Here is a 22,184-nt window from a genome sequence, read left to right on the forward strand (position 1 = left end):
GTCTTAACAGGAGCAGCTTTCCTTTACTTCACCCTTGAGCTTATGGAGCAGAGAATTCTACCCCTTGTACTTGCCTCTAGCTGGGCTTTTCTCATTGCTGTGTTTGCTGTCCCATCCATTATCCGGGTAGCACATCTCAAGAACATACTGGACAAGCCAAATTTGAGAACCATGCACGGGGAGTCGACTCCCCGCTTAGGAGGAATGGCTATGTTTGCTGGCTTTATGTCTGCACTCACCATCTTTACAGGTCTTAATAATGGGGTGCAGCAGTTGTTGGCTGGTTGTATTATCCTGTTCTTTATCGGCTTGAAGGACGATATGATTACCATATCGGCACTAAAGAAGTTTGCAGTGCAAGTGCTGGCCACGGGCATTGTCATGTTCATGGGCGATATTCGCATCACAAGTTTTCAGGGTATTTTTGGGCTCTGGGAGCTGGAATTAGGAGCTAGCTATGCCTTTACCTTCTTCGTAATTGTTGGCATAACCAATGCTATTAATTTGATCGATGGCCTGGATGGTCTTGCCGGAACTATTGTGCTGATTGCTTCTTTTACGTTTGGATTATGCTTCTTCTTTTATGGGGGAACCGCTTACAGTAGTTATGCGTCCGTCGCTTTTTGCCTGATAGGTGGCGTACTCGGTTTTTTACGGTATAATTTCCATAAAGCCACCATTTTTATGGGGGACACTGGCTCTCTTCTGTGCGGTTTTATTCTGTCTGTGCTGGCGATCCAGTTCATAGAAATGCGGGCAGTGCCCGCAACGCCCTCTGTAGCGCTGGGCGTCTTGTTTGTGCCTTTGTTCGACACTGTTCGGGTTATGCTCATTAGGGCTATGAGCGGGAAGTCTCCTTTTGCCCCTGATAAAAATCATGTGCATCACCGGCTAACCGCCATGGGATTAGGTCAGGTAACCACTGTGCTTGTGTTGGGGTCAGTTAACACATTGGCTATTCTATTTGTTTTGGGCTTCGGAGAATGGGGTAATCACTACATATTGTTGGTTTTACTGGTTTTCTCTGCCATCCTTAGTGCTTTACTAGAGTTTAATAGATTGCGTAGTGCTCAAGTCGTTTCTAAAGTTTAGTATTCCCCTTTTTCTTCTTGTCTGCTTTGGCTTCAGGGTGCTGCCTGTAAGGGGGCAAGTGCTGCCCCTAGAACAGAAAAATACGCTTACAGGAGACTGGCTGGTAAAGAAAGAGGACGGCTCTCAGTTAGTGCCATTTATAGCAGGCCTGCACACAGACCACCATGCACTACACCAATGGCTGTCTGTTACACAGGCGCAACCCTTTGAGGTGGGCTTTGCAGCGCCCAGTGGGCTCTGCCTCTTCCTGAACAACCAGCTAATTTTTAAAGCGGATTCCGCTGCCAATTATACCTTAGACCTGAACCGGTTTACGCAGAAAGCGGAGCCTGTAGAGGGGAAGTACCTCCTCTCTGTTTGGCATCCGACGCAGCAGCCAAATGTTGGCTCCTTCCGGAACCAACCACGTGAAACAGCTACTGTGCGTGAACCCGGTGAGCGGCCAGTGGCAGTACAGGTGCGGGAGTACGTCAATCAAAACACGTTTATCATCTTTATGCTGCTTATTGGCCTTTTATACGGCGCCCTCCGGGTGAACTATCCGGCCGACTTCAGCAGCCTTTTTAGGGTAAATTCGTTTATAGGCAAAAACTCGCTGGATGAAGGGCTACTCGCTAAACCAATAGGGGCACTTTCCAGCATTCTGTTTGTGCTGGCCTTTTCGCTTTCGTTGGCGCTGCTAATAGCCGCCATCCATACGAATGTGCAGCAGATTAAGCTTTTCAACCGTTTGTTTCCGGTTTCTGAGGCAGACATTACCACCAAAATACTCTTCTATACCCTGCTCATCTTTGTCGTTATCCTGTTAAAGTACCTTTTCCTGAAGGTAATGGCTTTCATTTATGGACTAGAGCAACTCGTGCAGGTGCAGTACCGCGAGTTTATAAGATCTATACTATTTCTGGGAATATTTCTGCCATTGGTCATGCTGCTCTACCTGTCGCTCAACGCCATGCTGCCGGAAATGGTGCTGTTGGTGTCCAGCCTGGCCGTTTCGTTTGTGTTGGTTATCACCCTTCTGCGGGTGTTCACAACGGTAAATAAAAAGGCATCAGTACTAAATTTGCATTTATTTTCATACCTTTGCGCCACAGAAGTAATTCCGCTGGCGATAATGCTAAAACTGATTGTCTTTAACTTTTAAAAGCACAAACAGGGAGCAGTGCTGGCAGTATTGCAGCAGGTGAAACGTTAATAACCGCATCTATTAAACATGGCTGAAAGCAAAGCAAAGGGCTCTGCGAACCCTGAGAGACATAAGATCCCGATCAAGAGTATTCTGGTTACGCAACCACAGCCTACTACAGACAACTCCCCGTACTTGTCTATTGCAGAGAAGTATGACATCAAGGTTGACTTTAGGGCTTTTATCGAGGTAGAGCCTGTCCCTTACAAAGAGTTTCGTAAAGACAAGGTGGACATTCTGGCGCATACGGCTGTTATCTTTACTAGCCGCAACGCGGTAGATCACTTCTTCAGGATCTGCCAGGAGAGCAAAATTGAGATGCCGGCAGACATGAAGTACTTCTGTATTTCAGATCAAACAGCTTATTACCTGCAGAAGTACATCACCTTGCGTAAGCGCAAGTTGTTTGTGGGCGAGAAAACAGCGAAAGACCTGTTCGAGGTAATTAAAAAGCACAAGGGAGAGAAGTTCCTGTTCCCGTGCTCTAACATTCGGAAGGACGATATTCCGGAGTTCCTGAAGGCAAACAAGATCAAGCACACAGAGGCTATCATCTATAAGACGGTGGCTGCTGACCTGTCCGACCTGGATGACGTGACGTATGATATTATTGCCTTCTTTAGCCCGTCTGGTATCAGCTCGTTGTTTATCAACTTCCCGGAGTTCAAGCAAAACAACACCCGGATTGCTGCTTTTGGACCTACTACGGCCAAGGCTGTGCGCGATGCAGGGTTGGAGCTGGATATTGAAGCGCCTATGCCTAATGCTCCTTCTATGACCGGGGCCATTGAGGTGTACATTCAGAACCAGATGCAACATTTAAAAAAGTAGTTGCAAATGTAACTTTTATTCCTGTTTTCCATATTACTAAAACGCAAACGCAAGTGCTGCCCGGTGCAGGCTAGCATTTGCGTTTTAGCGTTTAATAGCTATATTTGGAAAGAGTGCCCTTTTCTGGAGCCTTCCTTGCCACCTGTTCGCGATCTATGAAAAAGTTACTGCCTGTGTTGTTGCTGATGTTGCTGTGGGGAACCTATGCCCAAGGACAGCAGCAGCCACAATTCACCCATTATGGATTTAACGGCATACAGATTAGTCCTGCCTATGCCGGTATTACAAATCGTCCGGAGTTTCTTTCTATTTACCGGTACCAGTGGCTTGGGTACGATGCAACCTTTGACGACGGTGGTTCACCACAAACGCTTTTCCTGGCAGCCCACACTCCTGTTCGCTTGCTGCACGGGGGAGTAGGGCTTAGCCTGATGCGGGACAGGATCGCCAACACTACTGTTCTGTCTGCCGCCCTTTCTTACTCTTACCATGTCAACATAGGGGAGACAGGCAGGCTGGGTCTGGGGGTACAGGGTAACATCAACAACATCAAGAAAGGGAGCTACCGGGTCATAGACGTAGGTGACCCTAACGTGCCTCTTAACAGTTCCGACACAAAGTTTGATATAGGGGCAGGCATTTGGTACGAGTCGGAGACGTTCTACGGAGGTGGCGGTGTAACGAACCTTTTGCAGGCCGAGTACGCCTTTGAGTCTGCTCTGTATGAGTTCCCCGATACAACCTATTCTGGAAGAGGAATCCTTTTAGGTGAAAATCACATTTATGTTACTGCAGGGTACCACCTGCCGCTTACAACCGATATTACCCTAACGCCAACGGTGCTGCTAAAGCATGACACGGAGACTTTCTCGTTTGATGTAGGCGGACGCGTTACTTATTTGGAAAAATATTGGGCAGGAGTGAATTATAGATATGAAGAAGCTGTTAGTGCGCTTGTGGGAGTGTCTCTGCTAGAGGACAATGCACTGCGAGTTGGGTATGCGCTGGATCTGACAACTTTCCAAGAAGCAGCAAAAGCTGCTACCTCGCATGAGGTAATGCTTAGTTACCGTTTACCAGAGCCAATCATTAGGTTTAAACCTCCAGTTAGAACTCCCCGATACTACTTTCCGCGGTAGACAGAACCGGGTGGTACAATATTGTACTGAAAGGCTATCTGCTCCGGCAGTATTGCCTAAAAAATTAATTATTTATTCTTATAATAATCAGCAGCTTACCGCGTTCAGAAATTATAAAATGCTGTTGGAAAGAATTGTTTTTTAATTTGCTTTTTATTCTTATATATTTGCTACACTTGTAAAAGTGTGCTAAAATACGTAACAGAAAATTTTACTTTTTACAGTCATCATGAACAAACTATTAAAGCTGTCTTCCTTCGCCATGGCGGTGGTGCTGCTTGCGAGCTGTGGGTTAAGACGAGGACCGCAGGGAGATCTAGTCGGTGCTATCGACCGTCCAGAGTATAACCCGCAAGCTATTCCTTACGGCATGGTCGCTTGCCCTGGCGGTACTTTCCATATGGGACAGGCTGATCAGGATATTGCTGCGTCTATGGCCAACCTGAACAAACAGGTGACCATTAGCGGCTTTTACATGGATGAGACTGAGATTACCAATAATGAGTATCGCCAGTTCATTGAAGTCATGATGCAGGACTCACTGGACGTGCTTGGCGAAGAGTATGTGATGACTAGCTTGTATCCTGACACTACGGTGTGGGTGAAGGACTATTCTTACCACATGGGAGACCCTCTGATGGAATATTACTTTTCTCATCCAGCCTTTGATGATTATCCGGTAGTGGGTGTAGACTGGTGGGCTGCTAAGTATTTTAGCGAGTGGCGTACAAAGCTAAAGAACCAGGCGAATGCTGAGGAGGGGATCGCACCAATGCCAGCGTTCCGTTTGCCTTCAGAAGCAGAATGGGAGTATGCTGCCAGAGGTGGCCGCGATATGTCTGTTTACCCTTGGGGTGGTCCTTACCTGCGTAATGCTAAAGGCTGCTTGCTGGCTAACTTCAAGCCAGGGCGTGGAGATTACTACAGCGATGGCTTTACTTATACGGCACCGGTAGCACAGTTCTTCCCGAACGACTTTGGCCTGTATGACATGGCTGGTAACGTTGCCGAGTGGTGCGAGGATGCTTATGCAGAAGCCGCAGTTCCGATCGTGTGGGACTTGAACCCGGTATACAATGATCCAAGCGAGCCGCGTAAAGTAGTAAGGGGCGGTTCATGGAAGGATATAGCTTACTTCCTGGAGACAGGTACCCGTAACTTTGAATTTCAGGATTCTGCCAGGTCATACATTGGTTTCCGCAATGTTATGTTCTACCTGGGCCGGTCATCTGGCAATGAGTTTAGATAATCCTATACTTTAAAACTCCCTAACTCCTTTAACCTTATTTAATCGTTCACATTCTTAACCAAATCACAATGAGCAAAGCTAAAGGCCGCAGTTTTTTATACGACGTGTTGATGCCTAAGATTTATGGTATCGGTGCAGCTGTCGTAATCGTGGGTGCGTTGTTTAAAATTCAGCACTGGGACGGAGCAGACACCATGCTTATCATAGGTCTTAGTACAGAAGCGATTATCTTCTTCCTGAGTGCTTTCCAACCACAACCACATGATCCGGATTGGGCGAGGGTTTATCCGCAGTTGGCAGATGACTATACAGGTGAAGCCCTTGTGCCAGCCAGAGCAACTGCCGCTTCAGGCCCTTCTGTTACAGGCAAACTGGATGAAATGATGCGTAATGCGGACATCACGCCTGAGACAATTAACAGCCTCGGATTGGGACTTAACAGACTAAGCGAAACAGCTGCTCAAATGACCGATATGGGGAAAGCAGTAGTAGCCACAAACGACTATACTGTTAAAGTTAGAGCCGCAGCGGATCAGTTAGGTGAAATAAACAAAGCATACGCTACAACAGCTGATGCTATCTCACAACTGGCTGTCTCTACGAAAGACGCTCAGGAATACCATGGCCAGGTACAGAGCATGACAAGGAACCTGGGTGCCCTTAATGCTGTTTACGAGGCTGAACTGCAGGACACAAACAACCATCTGAAAGCAATGAACAAGTTCTATGGTAACCTGAGCATGGCGATGGAGAACCTGACAGATGCCAGCAAGGATACAGAACAGTTCAAAGAAGAAGTAGCCCGCTTAACGCAGAACCTGCACTCCCTTAACAATGTGTATGGTAACATGCTAACGGCGATGAGAAGCTAGTCTTTTTCTAATAGTTCTAAAATCAACAAGAAAACAACAGTTAAACAGTAAGAAATGGCTGGAGGAAAAGAGACACCACGGCAGAAGATGATCGGTATGATGTACATCGTACTGACCGCCCTTCTGGCCCTTAACGTGAGCTCGGCGATCCTGTTAAAGTTTCAGTTCTTAGACGAAAGTTTACAGAGCGTGAATCAGAAGACAGTGAGTGATAACGCCGGGGTAGTATCTAATATACAAGCTGCTGTCGCAGAAAATAAAAACCCTTCTGCTAACGACCAGCGCGTTCTGAAGAATGCACAGGAAGTACGCGAAAGAACCTCCGAAATAGTTAGCTATATCCGTGGCTTACGCGAAGAGCTGATTAAGGAAACAGGAGGCTTGAACGAGGAAGGACACTACGTTAATCCGGAATCGAATGATGTAGTGGCCATCAACATGATTGGTGCTTCCAATAAGCGTAATGGTAAAGCGTACGAATTAGAGCAGAAACTGAATGAGTATGCGAGGTATCTGAAGGAGTACAATCCTGCAATGCCGGATAAGTTAGCGCTAAGTGGAGCTGAAGATCCAGTGGCAAGCAATGATCCGGCGCAAAAAAGAAAGGATTTTGCTGAACTGAACTTCGAAGAAACGCCAATGGTCGCTGCTTTGGCAGTGCTTTCTCAGAAAGAAAGTGAAGTGCTGAAGTATGAGGCGGACGCCCTGCAGAAGCTAGCACAGCAGGTTGGTGCAGACATCATCAAGTTTGAGAAGATCTTTGCCATGGCCCGTGCGGAGTCTAAAACAGTGGCTGCCGGTACAAAGTATAAGGCAGACATGTTTATTGCTGCCTCTTCTGACAACATCGTACCAAAAATGACCTTCCAGGGCAAGCCTGTGAAAGTTGTAAATGGTATGGGACAAGTAGAGTTCGTAGCCGCAGCCTCTAATTATGATGCTGATGGTAACTCCAAGCAAACCTGGAAAGGACAGGTAACAATCAACCAGAACGGTAAAGATACCACCTTTACTGTAACGGAAGAATATGTAGTAGCTAAGCCAGTTATTCAGGTGCAGTCAGCGGCAGTACAAGCGTTGTACTTCCAGGCAGCCAATGAGCTAAACATACAGGTTCCGGCTTTAGGAGCTGTTTATGATCCAAGCTTTAGCGCCAGTGGCGGTTCTGCCATCAAAGGTTCGAAAAAAGGTGAGGTAACCATTATTCCTACATCGACAGAGGTAACTATCAACGTAAGCAGTGGGGGTAACGCAATCGGTAAAGAAACTTTCAAAGTGCGTCCGATACCAAAACCAGAACTGGTAGCGTTTGTTAATGGAAAGCCTTTAGACTTTAAACGCGGTGTTCCTGCTGCCTCTTTTAGAGCTGTAGAAATTCAGGCTGTGCCAGACGAGGGTTTCAAACAGGCTTTGCCTAACGAAGCTCGTTACAGAGTAACAAAGTGGATGGCTTACCTGGTAAGAAACAACCAGCCAATTGCGCAGCAAGAAGTGAACGGGCCATCTGCCAACCTGACAAGCTTTGCCGCGAAAGCTACTAAAGGGGACCGAGTGATTATGGAAGTACTTGACGTGAAGCGCTTGAACTATAGAGGTGATGCGGTTGATGTTAATGTAGAAGACAACTTCACGGTTCCGTTAAATTAATTTAAGAAGCGTACAAGGAGTATGAAATTAGTTAAAATTATAGGAGTTGCCGCTGGTTTGATGTTATCTGTAGGCGCAATGGCGCAGCAGGTGTCAAATACAACCGCCAGCAGTCCTTCTGCAAGACCTATTCCTGAACATGACATTATGTTCAAGAAGATCGTGTGGCGAAAAATTGACCTCCGCGAGAAGCAGAACACCCCCATGTTCTCCACGAACAGAGAAATCACAAAGATTATCATCGATGCGGTTAAAAGTGGAGAATTGACTGCCTATAAAAATGACTCCGTAAGCACCCCTTTGACGAGGGAGGAGTTCATTGCTAATATGACTCCTAAAAATACTGGAGGGGGCTTAAGTGAGGCAGAAATTGCCGCGGGGTTTGGTCAGGAGGAAGAGGAAGAAGAGTTGGATGCCTGGGGTGCTGCTTTAGGAGAAGAGGCAGTACAGACAGAAGCTGCCCCTGTAAGCATGGAGTACTTCCCCAAGCAACTGTACCTTCTGGAGCTAAAGGAGAACGTCGTGTTTGATAAAAAACGCTCTCGCCTGTACCATGATATTCAGACCATTAGCGTTAAAGTACCTGCAACCCTTAACCCACTGGGTTTTGAGCAAAACGTTGGAAGCTTTAAAATGAGCGATCTGGTTCGTGTTTTCAGAAGCCACCCAGAAATGGCCGTTTGGTATAACACTCAGAACAATGCGCAGCATAAAAACCTGGCTGATGCTTTTGATCTGTGGTTGTTTAGCTCTTATATCACAAAGATCGCGAATCCTGGAGACAGAGCTTTGGCAGACATCTACGGTGGTGGGAAAAAAGGTTTGTTAGCTGCGCAGGAAGCTGCAGAAGCATTGATTGAGTATGAGTACAGCCTTTGGAGCTATTAAGCGTATAATAAGGTTAAATAAAAAAGGGGGGCGAAAGCCCCCCTTTTTTATTTAACCTTACTTCTGTCTTGTCTGTCGTTTCCCTAAAGCTTAACCAGCCGGGTTGTTGGCATGAAGATGCTCATAAAGTACAGTAGCTTTTGCCTGGCCTATTTCCCCTGCAATTTCCTCAAAAGAGAGTTCTTTTAGTTTTTTTACAGACTTATGCTTTAACAATAAAGCTTCGGCTGTTGCAGGGCCTATTCCTTTTATATCGGTAAGGGCAGTTTTAAGCGTGCCGGCATCCCGTTTACTTCGATGAAAGGTGATTGCAAAGCGGTGCGCCTCATTCCTGAGCCGTTGAATAAGTTTCAGAGACTCTGACTTTTTATCAATATAAAGGGGAAGGGAGTCTCCTGGATAAAAGATCTCTTCCAGTCTTTTAGCAATACCTACAACAGCTACTTTTCCATAAATGTCAAGGTCTTTCAGCGCCTTGACAGCCATTCCTAATTGCCCTTTTCCCCCATCAATGATAATCAACTGGGGCAGTGGTTGGTTCTCATTCAACAACCGTTTATAACGGCGGGTCACAATCTCGTACATCGACTCAAAGTCATTCGGGCCAACCACGGTCTTTATGTTGAAATGGCGGTAGTCCTTCTTGCTTGGCTTACCGTTTTTGAAGCACACCATGGACGCCACCGGGACATCCCCTTGAAAGTTGGAATTGTCGAAGCACTCGATCTGACGAGGCAGCTCTGTTAGGCGAAGGTCTTTCTTTAATGTCTCCAACACCCGAAGCTCTCGCTGTTCGCTCAGGCCTTTGTTTTTTTCCTGGCGTCCCTCCCGCTCTTTGCGCAGGTAAAGGGCGTTCTTCAGCGAAAGATTCAGCAGTTTCTTCTTATCTCCTATCTGCGGATGTGTGATCGTAATGTTATCTAGAGGTAGAGAAACGTCAATATTCGTGATTACCTCCCGAGAAGTACTTTCGAACTCCTGCCGTAGCCGTACGATAATAGAGGCTAGAATATCTGCATCCTCCTCATCCAACTTCTTCTGTATTTCCAGGGACTGTGTCAGAATGATGGAGCCATTCATTACTTTTAAATAGTTAATAAAGGCACAGTCATCGTTACTGGTAATGGTAAAGACATCGATGTTGGTAAGTGTATTACTAACCACGGTAGATTTTGCCTGGAAGTCGTCCAGCAAATCAAGCTTCTGCTTGAACTGGTGCGCTACCTCAAACTGATAATTAGCGGCGGCAGCAGCCATTTGCTCTTTAAAGTAGTTCTTGGCTACAGATAGGTTACCAGAGAGGATGTTCTTTATCTGAGAGATGTTCTGGTTGTACTCCGTCTCATCCACCAGCGCTTCACAAGGTCCTTTACAATTACCAATATGGTATTCGAGGCAAACTTTAAATTTGCCTGCCGTAACATTTTCAGGCGATAGGTTAAAAGTACAGGTGCGCAGTGGGTATAGCGTACGAATCAGGTCCAGCAAAACGTTCATGGTGGTCACGCTCGGATAAGGCCCAAAATAGCGGGAGCCATCATTCACCTTATTACGCGTACTGATAACCCGCGGGAAGCGCTCGTTTAAGATGGAAATGTAAGGATAGGTTTTCCCGTCCTTCAGCAGGATGTTATACTTGGGCTGGTACTGCTTAATCAGATTGTTCTCGAGTAGAAAAGCGTCTGCCTCTGTGTCTACAATGGTGAACTCGATGTCCTTTATCTGAGACACTAGTTTGAGCGTTTTCTTATTATGCTGGGCAGAGCGATTGAAGTAGGAGCTGACGCGCTTCCTGATATCAACCGCCTTGCCTACATAAATAATACCTTTCTCGTCAAAAAACTTATAGATGCCGGGTTTGTGCGGCAGGTGCGAAATCTTCTCCTTCAGCTTTTCATTTGCTGGCATACAATATTTCTTCTGTTAGATCTCCGCGTCTAAGTCTATCTCAGTAGGCAGATTCAGGAACTCATCCTGTTGGGTAGAGTCCGGTTGAATTCCATGGTTGTACTTAGCACAATCTAATTCTACAGATAAAGGCGCCAAAGGTTTAGGGAAAGGCTCTTTTGAAACATCCAGCGATTTATCGTTGTACACCTTTTGCATAAAAGCACCATAAATAGGCATGGCTAGCTTCCCTCCCTGTCCTTCCGCAAGAGTACGGAAGTGGATAGAGCGATCTTCGCCTCCAACCCAGGTGCCGGTAACCAGGTTAGGGGTAAGCCCCATAAACCAGGCATCCGATTGGTTCTGGGTGGTACCGGTTTTAGCGCCTATCTCATTCTTCAGGCCATTTCGATAGCGAAGCCCGTAATAAGCAGTTCCCCCTGGCTCAGCAGTAGCTTTGAGCATGTGCACCATGAGGTAAGCTGTTTCTTCACTAAGGGCCTCTACTGTCTTGGGGGCAAACTCTGCAATAACGTTACCATGCTTGTCCTCGATGCGGGTAATAAAATTAGGCTCTATCCAGGTGCCCCCGTTAACGAAAGTACCATAAGCGCCAACCATGTCATAAAGGGTCACATCGCTGGTGCCAAGGGCCAGGGAAGGCGTAGCATCTAAGGGTGTGGTGATACCCATACGCTTGGCTGTTTGTGCGAGGTTATCTGCCCCAAGCTTATTCACCAGGAAAGCAGAGATCGAGTTCACGGACTCAGCAAGGGCTTTGCGCAAGGTATACTTCTCGCCACTGTACTTATTGTCAGCATTACTTGGGCACCACATATTGCCATCAGGTAAAGGAATACAGGTTTTCGTGTCAATTACCTCATAGCAGGGGTAGTAGCCATTTTCGATAGCAGTGGTATACAGGAATGGTTTAAAAGTAGAGCCTGGCTGACGAGCGCCCTGCTTTACGTGGTCGTACTTAAAGTGCTTGTAGTTGATACCACCCACCCAAGCCTTAATATGGCCTGTTTGGGGCTCCATGGCCATAAAGCCTGTCTGCAGGAAGTGCTTGTAATACTTCAGCGAGTCTATCGGGCTCATCTCTACCTCTTTCTCCCCGTCCCAGGTAAAGATGGTCATCGGGACTTTCTTGTTGAGATAGTAGTTAATAGAGTCCTCGTTGCCGTCGAAGCGCTCGTTTAGGTTTCTGTAACGCTCGGTGCGCTTTATGGCAGCCATTGGGAAGTCCTTGATCTCTGCTCCACTGTTGTCTACCCAAGGGTTGCGCCCTTTCCAGTGCTCAAAGAAAGCCTTCTGCCGGTCTTTCATGTGCTCTTTTACGGCTTCCTCGGCGTACTGCTGCATCCGGGAGTCGATCGTGGTGTAGATTTTCAGTCCATCGGCGTAAAGGTCGTAGCCGTTCTCGCGGCACCACTGGCGCAGGAACTTACTCGCTTCGGTGCGGAAGTACGGAGCAAGGCCGATGTTTTGGTTCTCTACCCGGTAATCAAGAGCGATCTCTGTGTTTTTCAGCTTCTCGTATTCCTCTTCCGGCAGGTAACCGTACTTCACCATCTGCGACAAAACCACGTTGCGGCGACGCCTTGAGTTCTCAGGGTTAAACTTTGGGCTATAGTAGGTAGGGTTCTTAAAAAGCCCTACCAGTACAGCGGATTCCTGTACCTCCAGGTCCTTAGGCTTTTTATTGAAGAAAGTCTTTGCTGCGGACTCAATACCGAAAGCGTTGCTGCCATACTCAAAGATATTCAGGTACATCACCAGTATCTCCCGCTTTGTATAAGACTGCTCTAGCTTTACGGCCATCAGCCACTCTTTTGTCTTTTGGATAAGGATACGCAAGCCGGGGACGTCGTTCAAGACGCCACCGTTCAACTCTTCTCCCCGTGTACGGAAAAGGTTTTTTGCCACTTGCTGTGTTAAGGTACTTCCTCCTCCCCTTGATTGGCCTACAGCAAGTGCAACTGCCACGCGAGCCATTGCCTCAGGGTCTATGCCGGAGTGTTCTTCAAAACGGATATCCTCTGTTGCAATAAGGGCATTCACCAGGTTATCCGGCAGGTCACTGTACTCTACAGGGGTTCGGTTCTCCCGGAAGTACTTGCCCAGGAGCTCATTGTCGGCAGAGTAAAGTTCAGAGGCCAGTTCACTTTTAGGGTTTTCAAGGGTACGCAGGTTCGGCAGCTCCCCAAACAGGTTCAGGAAGTTGATGCTAACAGCGTACAGGTAAAGTATAAAGGCCGCGAAGCCGCCGACAAACAGCAGCCATAAAGCCGAAATAACTTTAGGGTAAAGGTTATTTTTCGGTTTAGTGGTTTTTTGACGCGTGGTCATGTACTTAGTAATTGTTTTTGAAGAAGGTCAGGTAAGCGTCCAAGTCTTTCTTCTGCAAGAACTTCTGGTAATTTGCCGAAGAGATGACAAAGGTAGTGAAATCTACTCCTCTTATCCTACCCACAGGGGCCTGTGGCGCTTTTTGTTTGATGTTATAAGACAGTGCCAGCTTCGGATCAGTGAAAGTGCGCATCACCAACATAGACTTACCGGCAGAAAAAGACGCTGAATCAATTGCCAGACCTTGGTTTTTATAATACGTGTTATTGTACTTCTCATACTTCAGCAGTACATCCTTAAAAGCTGCTTCGCCAGACGGATAAACCAGTACGAAATAATAAGCAGAATCTACAGCTGCCTCATAAGCCAGGGCATCTACATCTGGCATAATGGGTACAGCAGAGGTAGATGCGGAATCAGGCTGTAAGTTTAACTCCGCCGTTTTTGTCTGCTCTCCTGCGGCTTCTTCTTTTATATCAGGCTCTATCGCCGTTTGTTTAGGGGCTGCAGCCTCAGCTTGCGCTGCCACCGCTTTCGCCTCCTCCTTAAATGGCTCTTTTACCGTTGGGGTAGCAGGCGGAGTCTGCGGCAGTACATGGCTGACCGATGCTGTAGCAGTAGCAATTTCTGTGCTAACTTTTTCCTCTGGCGTTGCCTGTGCCGTAATAACGAGTTTAGGTGCAGGAGCCGGTGGGGCATCCTTTCGGAGTTGGTTCGTTTGCTCCAACTCCTGATAGCTTGCTAAAAGCTGGTCAGCCTGTGGCAGGAGCGAACTGCCCTTGAACTTGGCCTTAAACCGCTGCAGGTGCTCTTTCAGCACTTCCGGCTTTTCGGTTCTCGCTATAAGCAGGGCCTCCAGAAAGGCGACCTTGTCCTGGATGTCATTTAAAGGGTACTGGCTAACAAGCTGGTCTATCTGCTTTTTGGCTTCAGCGTATTCCTGTGCCCGGTAATGGGCATAGGCCGAATCATACAGAACATGCGCCTTTTCATTATCTGCTGCATTTTTGGTCATAAAACCCGCATCATCCAACAGGCGGGCAAAGGTGGTGTTCGGGAACTGCTGTTTAATGTTTTGGTAGTAAGCCTGTTGTTTTGCCGTATCACCCGACTTACCATAGAGCAAGTACAAGCTATAGTAAGTCTCTGCCGCATGCTCTGTTTTAGGGAATCGCTTTAGCAGCTCTTCGTAAGTGGTGATACCCCGTTCCGTATCCGCTAAATGCTGGGCATAGATATTCCCAAGCCTGAATAGGGCTTCCTCGACCTGTTTTTCAGAGCGGAGCATAGCAGCAGTTGTCAGCGGGAGGGCTTTGAGGTACTCCTGCAGTTTAACTTGCGCCCGCTCTTCTGGGCTAAGCTGTTTTTCAATAGTGGCTACGGCAGGAGTTCGTACTACCTCTGCTTCGTTTGTGCTCTCTCCACGGCGGCGGGTACGCCAGAAGTCCTGATTCGGCCTGTCGCCCCAACGGCGCACAAACTCAGCGTGTGCAGAGGCCATCGCCGTCGGGTTATCAAAGTACCACACCCCATTGGCGCTACTTTCTGTTGGGAAGGCGCTATCGTTTTGGTTGCGGCTGTTACTCCTGTTCTGTTGCTTTTCCTGCTCCTGTTTTTCTTGCTGTAGAGCCAAAGCTTGCTGTCGGGCCTCTTCCTCTTGCTGTACCAGTTGCTCCAGGTAAGTGGTCCGCTCTGTTTCCGGCATACGTGCTATGTGCTGCAGGCTATCCTGTGTTTGGATGGTATTGTACTGCAGGGCAAAGTCTGCCAACACATCACGGCGCTCGGCCACCGCCTCATACTCCCGCGCACCCTTAGGGTATACCTGCACGGCACTATCATAATAAGCGGCTGAGAGGTCGTATTTGTGCAGCTTATCAAAGTAGATCTCCCCAGCTGCTACATAACTATAAGCTTTTTGGTTGGCTAACGTGCCCGGTGTTTTCAGTGACTGCTGCAACAGGTTCAGCGCTTTATCATAATGCTGCTGCCGGAGCTCGAACTGCGCCATCTCGTAGTAGATCTTGTCGCGGTACTCCTTGTTCTTCTCGTCTTTTAACAGCTTTTCGTAGTACTTCTCAATGCGCTCTTTATCCTGTGCGTCTGATAGCTCTGTTACCTGCCCCAGGTAAAGCCTGCTGAAAAAGCCGAGGTCGTAAGGAGGGTTGCTGCCCAGTATCTGGCTGTAGTGCTCGTAGGCCTCCTGGTTTTGGTTTGTCAGTTGATAGAGCTGGGCCAGGGTAAACCTTGCCCGCGATTGGTCATCTCTATTTTCAAAGTTGGGAAGCGACAGGGCGAGGTTCTCTATAAGGCTTGTTGTGTCTCCTTCTAAAAAGTGGTACTGGGCCCGGGCCAGGTAAAGCTCGCGCGCATTCTCCCGGTTCAGGCGTTCCTTGCGCAGGTGCTCAGACACCTGCTGCGCGTTTTCCATTTCGCCTAGCTGTATAAAAGAGCGCATAAGCCACACCAGGGCCTCGTGCCGGTCTGCCGCCTGTTTGCTGTTGGCGTTTACATACTTAAAGGTGCGTACGGCCTCCTGGTAGTTCAGTTCATAAAAGTTAGCCTTTCCGATAACAATGTAGCTGTTATCGATCCACTTACTGTTCTTGTGATATTGTATGGGGTGAGACGCTTTCTTTTTGATATCCTCCAACTCAGCAGCCATTGCCTTAGCGGTAAGAGAGTCGAGAGGCGGGTAAATCGGCAGTACCTGGTTGTAGTCATACTGCGTTTTCTCCTTTAGCCCTTCTTCTACCAGGCGCATCTTCTCCTTGGCCAGAAAATAGCCGTTGTAGCGTGCCGTGGTATTGTGGTAAGCTTTGCTAAGCGGGTTGTTGCGCTCTGCAGAGCAGCCAGCCAGCAGTAGTCCTGTCAGGAGAAAGAGTACGTGCAGTGGTTTCTTGTTCAAGGCAATAAGGCGTGCAGGATGTTTGAGCACTATAGTATAAAGTATAAACGACGCGACAAGTGCTTAAAGTATAGGAACTGCCAACTGTAAAAGAGCCGGCAAGTAGCTGAATCTTAAATTAAGCAAAAGCCTCCTACAAAAATACAATAATCTGCCAATAGTAAAGCAAGTGGCTGTTCTACAGCCTGCTATTGAACTAACCAAAATTCTAAATGGTTTCAGACAGGGCCACATAAGTAGTGGGCCTGCTTTGAGGGGGCATCGTAAAAAGAAGTATCTTTGTAAGCCACTGCATAATATGGAAAACACGCCGGAAGATAAAAAGCCTGAAGAGCGACGGGAGGAGGGTATAAAGCCTTACGTAAAGTACTCGGGCATGGCCTTTCAGATGATCGGGGTGTTGGTGGTGGTGGCTCTGGCTGGCAGAAAGCTGGACGAGTACGTGGGCAACGAGAAACCCTGGTTCACCATAGCCCTCCTCCTGATTGGTGTAGTCGCCTCTATGGTGCTGACCATTTTGTCTATAAATAAAAAATAATCAACGTGAAGTTCTTTCGAAACCTGTTTATCCTCGCCGCGGCTCTTTGCGTGGTGGCTGCCGTATTGCTACAGTTTAGCGGAAATGCAGTGGTGCACTCCTTTATATGGCACATGCTCGGCTTCTTTGTTTTTGTCACTGGGTTTACCCATTATCTCACGGATTTAGGCTATAAAAATGACCCTGATAATTTTCAGGCATATTACTTTGCCTCTATGGGTTTCCGGATGGTGTTAAGCATTGGGGTAGTGGCCCTGTTCGCTTACTTTTATAAGGAAGGCCGCTTGCAGTTCGTTTTCAACTTCTTCGCGTTATATTTCCTGTTTACTGGGTTTGAAATTTACAGTTTGTTGGCTAACTTGCGGCCCAATTTGAAAAGGCAGAATTAAAAGTTGGTTTTGCTGATTAAATTTTGCTCCTAAATAATTCTGAATGAAGCGGTTATTAGTTCTGTTGTTTTCTTTCCTGACACTTACGTCAGCTTTTGCTGAGGAGGCCGCAGAAGGCGGTAAGTTTGAGCCAGGTCCGATGATTCTACACCACATTGCAGATGATTACCTGTGGGAGTTTGCACATGGCGTAGAGCTATACCTGCCGGTGATCCTTTGGGACAATGGCGAGTTAGTGACATTCTCTTCAAGCAACTTTTATAATGAGGATCATGAGCGGGTGCCTTATAAGGGTTATGCCATGTTGCACGGGCATATCTTTAAAGTAGGTGCGGATGGCGAGGTGTTGGAGGATTACCCGGGCCTATACAATCTCTCCATTACCAAGAACATTGCTTCGATGTTTATAAGTGTGGCGCTGCTGCTTGTTATCTTCTTTGTTATAGCTGCACGCTACAAGAAAAACCCCGGTAAGGCTCCTAGCGGAATACAGTCTTTCTTTGAACCCATCATTATTTTTATCCGCGACGATATTGCCAAGGCGAATATAGGTCCTAAGTATGAGCGTTATATGCCGTTTCTGCTTACTGTGTTCTTCTTTATCTGGTTCAATAACCTGCTTGGCCTGATGCCAGGTGGTGCTAACCTGACAGGCAACATCTCAGTAACAGCAGTCTTGGCTGTGATCGTGTTGGTCGTGACTGTGTTTAGTGGTAACAAGACCTACTGGGGTCACATTTTTGCTACGCCAGGCGTGCCAAGGTGGTTAGCTCCTATTATGATTCCGGTGGAATTACTGGGTATCATTACGAAGCCCTTCGCCCTGATGGTTCGTCTTTTTGCAAACATCACAGCAGGTCACATCATCATCCTGTCACTGTTTAGCTTGATCTTTATCTTTGAAAGCCTGGCGGTTGCGCCGCTTAGCGTTGCCTTTGCCATCTTTATGAACTTCCTGGAGTTGTTCGTAGCATTGTTACAGGCTTACATCTTCACCCTGCTCTCTGCCATGTACTTTGGTGGTGCCGTTGAAGAGCACGACCACGCAGAGGGGCATCATTAAGAATTTTATTTTTAACTATATATAACTATAACTATGTTGTTAGCAATCTTGCTTCAAGCTGTTGCAGAAGGTGCTGGTCTTGGTATTCTTGGTGCTGGTATCGGTGCTGGTCTAGTTGCCCTTGGCGCTGGTCTTGGTATCGGTAGAATCGGTGGTTCCGCTATGGAGTCTATCGCTCGTCAGCCAGAGGCTGGTGGTAAAATCCAGACTGCCATGATCATTGCTTCAGCACTGATCGAGGGTGTTTCCCTCTTCGGTGTGGTAGTGTGTCTTCTGATCGCTATTGCTTAATTATCAAAGGCTAACAAGCTTTTGCTGATCTCTCGTCTGGGCGCATGGCCCAGACGTTGAGATCTTTAAAACATAGTAACGTTATAGTTAAGGGCTGCTGTTAAAGTGGCCTCTTTCAAAGAATCTAATTTCAATATTCATACAAGATGGATTTAGTAACCCCTAGTATAGGTTTGATCTTCTGGCAGGCAGTTACATTCCTGATCGTACTGTTCCTGTTAGCTAAGTTTGCTTGGAAGCCGATCATGAAAGCGCTTAATGACCGGGAAGCTTCTATTGAGAATGCATTGAGTGCTGCTGAGAAGGCAAAGCTGGAGATGCAGGCGTTGAAAGCTGACAACGAGAAGCTGTTGGCGGAAGCCCGCTTGGAGCGTGACAGAATTCTAAAAGAGGCAACAGAGGCTGGCAACAACATTGTTGAAACTGCCAGACAAAAGGCTGAGGAAGAAGGGTCTCGTATGATCACTAACGCGCGCGAAGTGATAGAGAATGAAAAGCGTGCTGCCATCACCGAGGTGAAGAACATGGCGGCAGTCCTTTCTCTTGACATTGCGGAGCGAATCCTGAAGCGCGAACTGAGCGACCCGAAGACACAGGAGGCCCTGGCGCAGGATTATGTTCGTGAAGTAACACTTTCTTAATCAGTAGAAAAGACAAGGGTGGCTGCTAACAAGTAGCTGCAACAAAACTAAGCACCATGTCAGACATTAGAGTTGCTTCCAGATACGCAAAGTCACTGCTCGAACTGGCAGATGAACAAGGAGTACTAGAGAAAGTGCAGCAGGACATGCAGCTGTTCTCTAAAACCGTAAAGCAAAGCCGGGATTTTAAGCTGATGCTGCAGAACCCCATTATCAAATCTGATAAAAAGCTGGCGGTAATCAACGCTGTCTTTTCGGGGAAAATACAGCAAATGACACAGTCTTTCTTCAACATCGTGGCACGAAAGGATCGTGAGACGCTGTTAGAAGACATAGCAGAGCAGTTTGAAAAGCAGTACAACGAGTTTAAGGGAATTCAGCTGGCCAAGGTGGTCTCTGCCGTTCCGTTGTCTGCCGCGTTACGCGAAGAGTTGGGCAGAAAGCTGGTAGCCCAAACCGGAAAAACAATTGTTCTGGAAGAAGAAGTGGACTCAACACTTATCGGAGGGTTTTTGCTTCGTGTTGGGGACAAGCAAATAGATAGCTCTGTGAAGAACAGCCTTCGCAAGCTGAGAAATAAATTTAAAGACAACCCATATATCAATCAACTATAATCATGGCAGAAGTAAGACCTGACGAAGTATCAGCCATATTAAGAGAACAGCTGTCGAACTTCCGCTCAGAAGCTGAGCTGGAAGAAGTAGGTACTGTTCTACAAGTGGGTGACGGTGTCGCTCGTATCTATGGCCTTTCAAAGGCACAGTCTGGCGAGCTAATTGAATTTGAAAATGGACTTCAGGCTCTGGTACTGAACCTGGAGGAAGATAACGTAGGTGCCGTTATGCTCGGCGACTACAGCGAAATAAAAGAAGGGGCTACTGTCCGTAGAACAGACCGTATTGCCTCTATCCGAGTAGGTGACGGGATCATCGGTCGTGTAGTGAACACACTTGGCCAACCAATCGATGGCAAAGGCCCGATCGCTGGTGAACTGTACGAAATGCCTATGGAGCGTAAAGCCCCGGGCGTAATCTACCGTCAGCCCGTAAATGAGCCTATGCAGACTGGTATCGTAGCGATTGACTCTATGATTCCGATTGGCCGTGGACAGCGTGAGTTGATCATCGGTGACCGCCAGACAGGTAAGACTGCTGTGGCCATCGATACAATCCTGAACCAACGTGAGTTCTACGACAGAGGTGAGCCTGTATTCTGTATCTATGTGGCCGTTGGCCAGAAAGCATCGACAGTAGCACAGGTGGTGAAAGCCTTGCAGGAAGGTGGCGCTATGGATTATACGGTAGTAGTTGCGGCTTCTGCTGCAGACCCTGCTCCAATGCAGTTCTTTGCGCCGTTTACAGGTGCCGCTATCGGGGAGTTTTTCCGCGATACAGGCCGTCCGGCACTGGTGGTGTATGACGACCTTTCTAAGCAGGCCGTGGCTTATCGTGAGGTGTCTCTTCTGTTAAGAAGACCACCAGGACGTGAGGCTTATCCTGGAGACGTGTTCTACCTGCACTCTCGTTTGTTAGAGCGTGCAGCTAAGATCAACAACTCTGACGAGATCGCCCGTAACATGAACGACCTGCCAGAGTCTATCAAGCACCTGGTTAAAGGTGGCGGTTCTCTTACAGCGCTTCCAATCATCGAGACGCAGGCAGGTGACGTTTCTGCGTATATCCCGACAAACGTGATTTCGATTACGGATGGTCAGATCTTCCTGGAGACAAACCTGTTCAACTCAGGTATCCGTCCGGCGATCAACGTGGGTATCTCGGTATCTCGCGTGGGTGGCTCGGCTCAGATCAAGTCGATGAAGAAGGTAGCCGGTACCCTCAAGCTGGATCAGGCGCAGTTCCGTGAATTGGAAGCCTTTGCGAAGTTCGGTTCAGATCTGGATGCCTCTACCAAGCTGACTATTGAGCGTGGTCGTCGTAACCTCGAGATTCTGAAGCAGCCGCAGTTTTCTCCGATTGCCGTAGAAGAGCAGGTAGCTGTTATCTATGCTGCTACAAACGGTTTGTTGGATAATGTGCCAGTTGCTGAAGTAAGAAACTTCCAGAAGGAATACATCCGTGCCCTGCGTGCACAGCATGCTGATGTATTGAATGCACTGAGAGCGGGTAAACTGGATGACCAGATTACAGGAGCTCTGAAGCAGGTAGCAAGAGAGGTTTCAGCTAAGTATAACAAATAGTCTTAGTAAAAGAGCTAAAGGTTAGTAGCACAAGCTGCTAACCTTTAGCTTTATGCTTATAAAAATATGGCAAGTTTAAAAGAAGTTAGAAGCCGCATCACGTCCGTATCGTCTACACAGCAAATTACAAAAGCCATGAAAATGGTTTCTGCTGCGAAGCTACGACGTGCTCAAGACAATATTCTGCGTATGCGCCCTTATGCGCAGCGCCTAAGCGGTATTCTGGCTAACCTGTCTTCGGTAACAGAGGAGAGATCTGTTTCAAACCCATATGCAGAGAAGCGGGACGTAAACAGGGTATTGATCATTGCTGTAACTTCTGACCGTGGTCTGGCAGGTGCTTTTAACTCCAACATCATCAAAGGAGTTGTTGCCCTGATTAATGAGCGTTATAGCAGTCAGTTTGCAGCCGGCAACGTTACCATTCTGACCATTGGCCGGAAAGGCGCAGATGGCTTCCGTAAAAGAGGCTTTAACGTAATTACTGACTACACCAACATCTTCTCTAACCTTTCTTTCGACTCGGTACGGGAGGCTGCTGAGCGTGCCATGAATGGTTTTGTTAGCAGAGAGTTCGACAGGGTGGATGTAGTGTATAACGAGTTTAAGAACGTTGCCACACAAGTTGTGCAGCAGGAGGCTTTCCTCCCAATAGAGGAAAAACCAGCAGAGGAAGTGGTGGCTTCTACCAACCTTATTGATTATACCTTTGAGCCCTCTAAGGAGCAGATTGTGGAAGAGCTGATCCCTAAGTCACTGAAAATACAGATCTATAAGGCAGTGCTGGAATCGAATGCTTCTGAGCATGGCGCCCGCATGACAGCCATGGACAAGGCGACGGAAAACGCTGGGGAACTTCTTAAGCAATTAAAGTTAACGTATAACAGGACGCGTCAGGCCGCCATTACCAAGGAAATCTTGGAGATTGTTGGTGGTGCCGAGGCGTTGGCTTCAGAGTAAGAACTGAAACAGAAATAAAAAGCAGCGCCCACAAATATGTGGGCGCTGCTTTTT

General features: G+C 47.5%; 19 protein-coding genes. 16 read left to right on the plus strand and 3 right to left on the minus strand.

Features of this window, described 5'->3' with window-relative positions:
- The first annotated feature begins 42 nt into the window (after positions 1–42).
- From CHB92_RS05205 to porN, 8 genes are all read left to right on the plus strand, one after another.
- Positions 43–1,092 carry an MraY family glycosyltransferase gene (locus CHB92_RS05205; RefSeq protein WP_179222959.1) on the plus strand — a complete coding sequence of 350 codons (1,050 nt, stop codon included), beginning with the start codon at positions 43–45 and terminating at the stop codon, positions 1,090–1,092.
- A gap of 58 nt (positions 1,093–1,150) precedes the next feature.
- Positions 1,151–2,236: a DUF4271 domain-containing protein gene (locus tag CHB92_RS05210; RefSeq protein ID WP_245842296.1), complete on the plus strand. Its 1,086-nt coding sequence runs from the start codon at positions 1,151–1,153 to the stop codon at positions 2,234–2,236.
- A 69-nt stretch (positions 2,237–2,305) separates the two neighbouring features.
- Positions 2,306–3,109: a uroporphyrinogen-III synthase gene (locus CHB92_RS05215; protein WP_089318121.1), complete on the plus strand. Its 804-nt coding sequence runs from the start codon at positions 2,306–2,308 to the stop codon at positions 3,107–3,109.
- A 155-nt stretch (positions 3,110–3,264) separates the two neighbouring features.
- Positions 3,265–4,248: a PorP/SprF family type IX secretion system membrane protein gene (locus CHB92_RS05220; protein WP_089318122.1), complete on the plus strand. Its 984-nt coding sequence runs from the start codon at positions 3,265–3,267 to the stop codon at positions 4,246–4,248.
- Positions 4,249–4,477: 229 nt separating this feature from the next.
- Positions 4,478–5,497 carry a T9SS ring complex lipoprotein PorK/GldK gene (porK, locus tag CHB92_RS05225; RefSeq protein WP_089318123.1) on the plus strand — a complete coding sequence of 340 codons (1,020 nt, stop codon included), beginning with the start codon at positions 4,478–4,480 and terminating at the stop codon, positions 5,495–5,497.
- A gap of 68 nt (positions 5,498–5,565) precedes the next feature.
- Positions 5,566–6,369, plus strand: coding sequence for a type IX secretion system motor protein PorL/GldL (gene porL / locus CHB92_RS05230; RefSeq protein ID WP_089318124.1), 804 nt, complete (start codon positions 5,566–5,568; stop codon positions 6,367–6,369).
- Positions 6,370–6,423: 54 nt separating this feature from the next.
- Entirely contained in the window at positions 6,424–8,016 is a 1,593-nt protein-coding gene (porM, locus tag CHB92_RS05235) for a type IX secretion system motor protein PorM/GldM (protein WP_089318125.1), read from the plus strand.
- 21 nt (positions 8,017–8,037) lie between these two features.
- Complete coding sequence (gene porN / locus CHB92_RS05240; protein ID WP_089318126.1) at positions 8,038–8,904, plus strand: type IX secretion system ring subunit PorN/GldN; 867 nt, start codon at positions 8,038–8,040, stop codon at positions 8,902–8,904.
- Positions 8,905–8,994: 90 nt separating this feature from the next.
- Here porN and uvrC read toward each other — a convergent pair whose 3' ends face one another.
- The 3 genes from uvrC to porW are packed head-to-tail and all read right to left on the minus strand — an operon-like array spanning position 8,995 to position 16,051.
- A complete protein-coding gene (gene uvrC, locus CHB92_RS05245) occupies positions 8,995–10,812 on the minus strand; it encodes an excinuclease ABC subunit UvrC (protein ID WP_089318127.1) in 1,818 nt (605 codons plus the stop codon).
- A 15-nt stretch (positions 10,813–10,827) separates the two neighbouring features.
- A complete protein-coding gene (locus CHB92_RS05250; protein ID WP_089318128.1) occupies positions 10,828–13,143 on the minus strand; it encodes a penicillin-binding protein 1A in 2,316 nt (771 codons plus the stop codon).
- 4 nt (positions 13,144–13,147) lie between these two features.
- On the minus strand, positions 13,148–16,051 hold the full coding sequence (porW, locus tag CHB92_RS05255; RefSeq protein WP_089318193.1) for a type IX secretion system periplasmic lipoprotein PorW/SprE: 2,904 nt from the start codon (positions 16,049–16,051) through the stop codon (positions 13,148–13,150).
- A 298-nt stretch (positions 16,052–16,349) separates the two neighbouring features.
- On the opposite strand from porW, the gene CHB92_RS05260 reads away from it, so the two are divergent.
- From CHB92_RS05260 to atpG, 8 genes are all read left to right on the plus strand, one after another.
- Positions 16,350–16,589 (plus strand): AtpZ/AtpI family protein, encoded by a 240-nt coding sequence (locus tag CHB92_RS05260; protein ID WP_089318129.1) that lies wholly within the window; start codon positions 16,350–16,352, stop codon positions 16,587–16,589.
- A gap of 5 nt (positions 16,590–16,594) precedes the next feature.
- Positions 16,595–16,978 (plus strand): hypothetical protein, encoded by a 384-nt coding sequence (locus CHB92_RS05265; protein WP_089318130.1) that lies wholly within the window; start codon positions 16,595–16,597, stop codon positions 16,976–16,978.
- Positions 16,979–17,021: 43 nt separating this feature from the next.
- A complete protein-coding gene (gene atpB / locus CHB92_RS05270) occupies positions 17,022–18,041 on the plus strand; it encodes a F0F1 ATP synthase subunit A (RefSeq protein WP_089318131.1) in 1,020 nt (339 codons plus the stop codon).
- A 33-nt stretch (positions 18,042–18,074) separates the two neighbouring features.
- Positions 18,075–18,332, plus strand: coding sequence for an ATP synthase F0 subunit C (gene atpE, locus CHB92_RS05275; RefSeq protein WP_089318132.1), 258 nt, complete (start codon positions 18,075–18,077; stop codon positions 18,330–18,332).
- Positions 18,333–18,478: 146 nt separating this feature from the next.
- A complete protein-coding gene (locus CHB92_RS05280) occupies positions 18,479–18,973 on the plus strand; it encodes a F0F1 ATP synthase subunit B (RefSeq protein ID WP_089318133.1) in 495 nt (164 codons plus the stop codon).
- 56 nt (positions 18,974–19,029) lie between these two features.
- On the plus strand, positions 19,030–19,587 hold the full coding sequence (gene atpH, locus CHB92_RS05285) for an ATP synthase F1 subunit delta (protein WP_089318134.1): 558 nt from the start codon (positions 19,030–19,032) through the stop codon (positions 19,585–19,587).
- A gap of 2 nt (positions 19,588–19,589) precedes the next feature.
- The gene (gene atpA / locus CHB92_RS05290; protein ID WP_089318135.1) at positions 19,590–21,170 is read left to right on the plus strand and encodes a F0F1 ATP synthase subunit alpha; all 1,581 of its coding nucleotides are present in this window, start codon (positions 19,590–19,592) and stop codon (positions 21,168–21,170) included.
- A gap of 66 nt (positions 21,171–21,236) precedes the next feature.
- Complete coding sequence (atpG, locus tag CHB92_RS05295) at positions 21,237–22,130, plus strand: ATP synthase F1 subunit gamma (RefSeq protein WP_089318136.1); 894 nt, start codon at positions 21,237–21,239, stop codon at positions 22,128–22,130.
- The last annotated feature ends 54 nt before the right edge of the window (positions 22,131–22,184 follow it).

Origin of the sequence: Pontibacter ummariensis (assembly GCF_900188175.1) — a bacterium.
GTDB lineage: Bacteria > Bacteroidota > Bacteroidia > Cytophagales > Hymenobacteraceae > Pontibacter > Pontibacter ummariensis.